The sequence below is a fragment of the Paenibacillus zanthoxyli JH29 genome (assembly GCF_000520715.1).
GTDB classification, from domain to species: Bacteria; Bacillota; Bacilli; order Paenibacillales; family Paenibacillaceae; genus Paenibacillus_AQ; species Paenibacillus_AQ zanthoxyli.
The window spans coordinates 1-2,132 of record NZ_ASSD01000215.1 but is presented as its reverse complement, the minus strand read 5'-3'; the positions used below and the strand labels follow the sequence as shown (position 1 = coordinate 2,132).

General features: G+C 47.7%; 4 protein-coding genes. All 4 read left to right on the top strand.

Annotated features, from left to right (window positions below; genetic code table 11):
• A partial coding sequence (locus L691_RS28275) for an SbcC/MukB-like Walker B domain-containing protein (RefSeq protein ID WP_036736088.1) occupies positions 1 to 296 on the top strand: 296 nt, incomplete at its 5' end.
• Between the two features lie 448 nt (positions 297 to 744).
• Complete coding sequence (locus L691_RS0108130; protein ID WP_025689901.1) at positions 745 to 1,104, top strand: histidine triad nucleotide-binding protein; 360 nt, start codon at positions 745 to 747, stop codon at positions 1,102 to 1,104.
• A gap of 138 nt (positions 1,105 to 1,242) precedes the next feature.
• The gene (gene rpsU, locus L691_RS0108125; protein ID WP_005547957.1) at positions 1,243 to 1,416 is read left to right on the top strand and encodes a 30S ribosomal protein S21; all 174 of its coding nucleotides are present in this window, start codon (positions 1,243 to 1,245) and stop codon (positions 1,414 to 1,416) included.
• A 15-nt stretch (positions 1,417 to 1,431) separates the two neighbouring features.
• Positions 1,432 to 1,875, top strand: coding sequence for a GatB/YqeY domain-containing protein (locus L691_RS0108120; RefSeq protein WP_025689900.1), 444 nt, complete (start codon positions 1,432 to 1,434; stop codon positions 1,873 to 1,875).
• Positions 1,876 to 2,132: the final 257 nt, after the last annotated feature.

Here is a 2,132-nt window from a genome sequence, read left to right as displayed (position 1 = left end):
CGGGGGGAGAGACGTTCCTGACCTCGCTGTCGCTTGCGCTGGCGCTGTCTGCGCAGATTCAGCTTCGCGGGCAGTATCCGCTGCAATTTTTCTTTCTGGACGAAGGCTTCGGTACGCTGGACCCCGAACTGCTCGATACCGTGATTACATCGCTTGAACGGCTGCATAACGACCAGCTGTCGGTTGGTATTATCAGCCACGTCCCGGAGCTCCGGGCAAGGCTTGCCCGGAAACTGGTTGTGGTCCCTGCTTCACCGGGCGGAGCGGGTTCAAGCATTATTTTGGAAAGAAATTAAAATGGATGGGGTTTGTGATAACTGTCACAGAGACAGTATCACCCCCCTGTTATAATACAGCTAAGCCGACATCATTTGAAACACCTCGGCGGACGTATGGCAGGGAAATCATTCCTTTTCATACGTCCGCCGCCGAATCAGCTTTATCAGCTGTGAAGGGTGTTTCTTTTTTTTTGCCTTTTTTCTGACTCCACTGGAACTTTGTTTTCGCTGTATCTGATACAGCTTTAGCATCGGGAATTTTCCTATATCATAATCCATATTTCTTCTAGTGCCTGAGGCGCTGCTTCCGAAAAAGGGCAAATTCCTGTATGATAAAAGGATAGCGACGACGGTCTTGGCTGCGGTTGTTTTGCCAATGGGCCGAGAGTAGGATTATCGTCAGAGACCGCCCGAGACTACATGCGGGAAAGGGTGCTTCAAATATCCTTTAGGAGGAAGCTGCTGTATGGAAACCATATTTAGCAAAATTATCGAGGGAAGCATTCCCTGCAACAAGGTGTTTGAGAATGAACGTATACTGGCATTTTACGATATCGCGCCTGCCGCACCGGTGCATGTGCTGATTATTCCCAAGAAACCGATTCCGTCGATGAACGAGGTGGCTCCCGAGGACTTGCCGTTGATCGGAGAAATGCACAGTGTGGCGCAGCAAATTGCCAAAGAGCTGGGCATCGCGGAAACCGGGTATCGTCTGATCAATAACTGCGGACCGGACAGCGGTCAGGCTGTTCCGCATCTGCATTATCATCTTATCGGGGGAGCGAAGCTGGGCGCGCTGGTCGGCAATTCTACATCTCACGCTTAAGAGCGAACAGGAAATATACACTCATTTGCGAAAAAAGAATGGGATTGAGGTTGACACTCTATTTCGGTTTGACCTATAATGAAATTTGATGAACCGTGTTATGCTCTTGGACGGTCTGGTCGGAGGGAGGGAAAACTGGTGTCTGAAACGAAAGTTCGCAAAAACGAGACAATTGATGCTGCACTTCGTCGCTTTAAACGTTCCATCGCTAAAGATGGCGTCTTGGCTGAGGTGAAGAAACGCAAGCATTATGAAAAGCCAAGCGTTAAGCGCAAGAAAAAGTCCGAGGCTGCTCGTAAGAGAAAGTTTTAGGAGGATTACCCAAGCATGAATCTTAGCGAGCGATTGAACGAAGATATGAAGCAGGCGATGAAGAGTAAGGACAAGTTCAAACTCTCCACTATTCGCATGGTTCGTTCGACGATAAAGAATCTTGAAATAGAATTGAAGAGAACATTAGACGACAACGAAGTGCTTGATATCCTTAGTCGTGAGATCAAACAGCGCAAAGATGCCCTCCAAGAATTTGAAAAAGCGGGTCGTGACGAGCTTGCTGCAAGCAATAAGGCAGAAATCGAGATTATAGCACAATATCTTCCCGAACAGCTTTCCGAAGAAGAAATTAAGGTGATTGTACAGCAGACCATCCAGGAAACCGGTGCTTCTTCGAGAAATGATATGGGCAAGGTGATGAGCGCGCTGATGCCGAAGGTCAAAGGCCGCGCTGACGGTAAACTCGTGAACCAGGCGGTTCTGCAATTTCTGCAATAACATAAGTTGAACACCCCTTCTGTAGGGGTGTTTTTCTTTTTTTGCATAAGTTCGGGTTTGGCAGCAAGCTGGACGCAAAGTCCTTGAAACGCATAACCTTCAATCCCGTAGTAACATTATATATCCGTATTTTATATTATCCGGAAAAATGATCGAAACTAGCTTATGTAGATCGGAGGGATATGTTGTGACGGGTTTGCGAAAAATCGCTCTGGCCGCCTTCGCTCTGTTCATGCTGCTGTTCGTTCCGTTTGTAA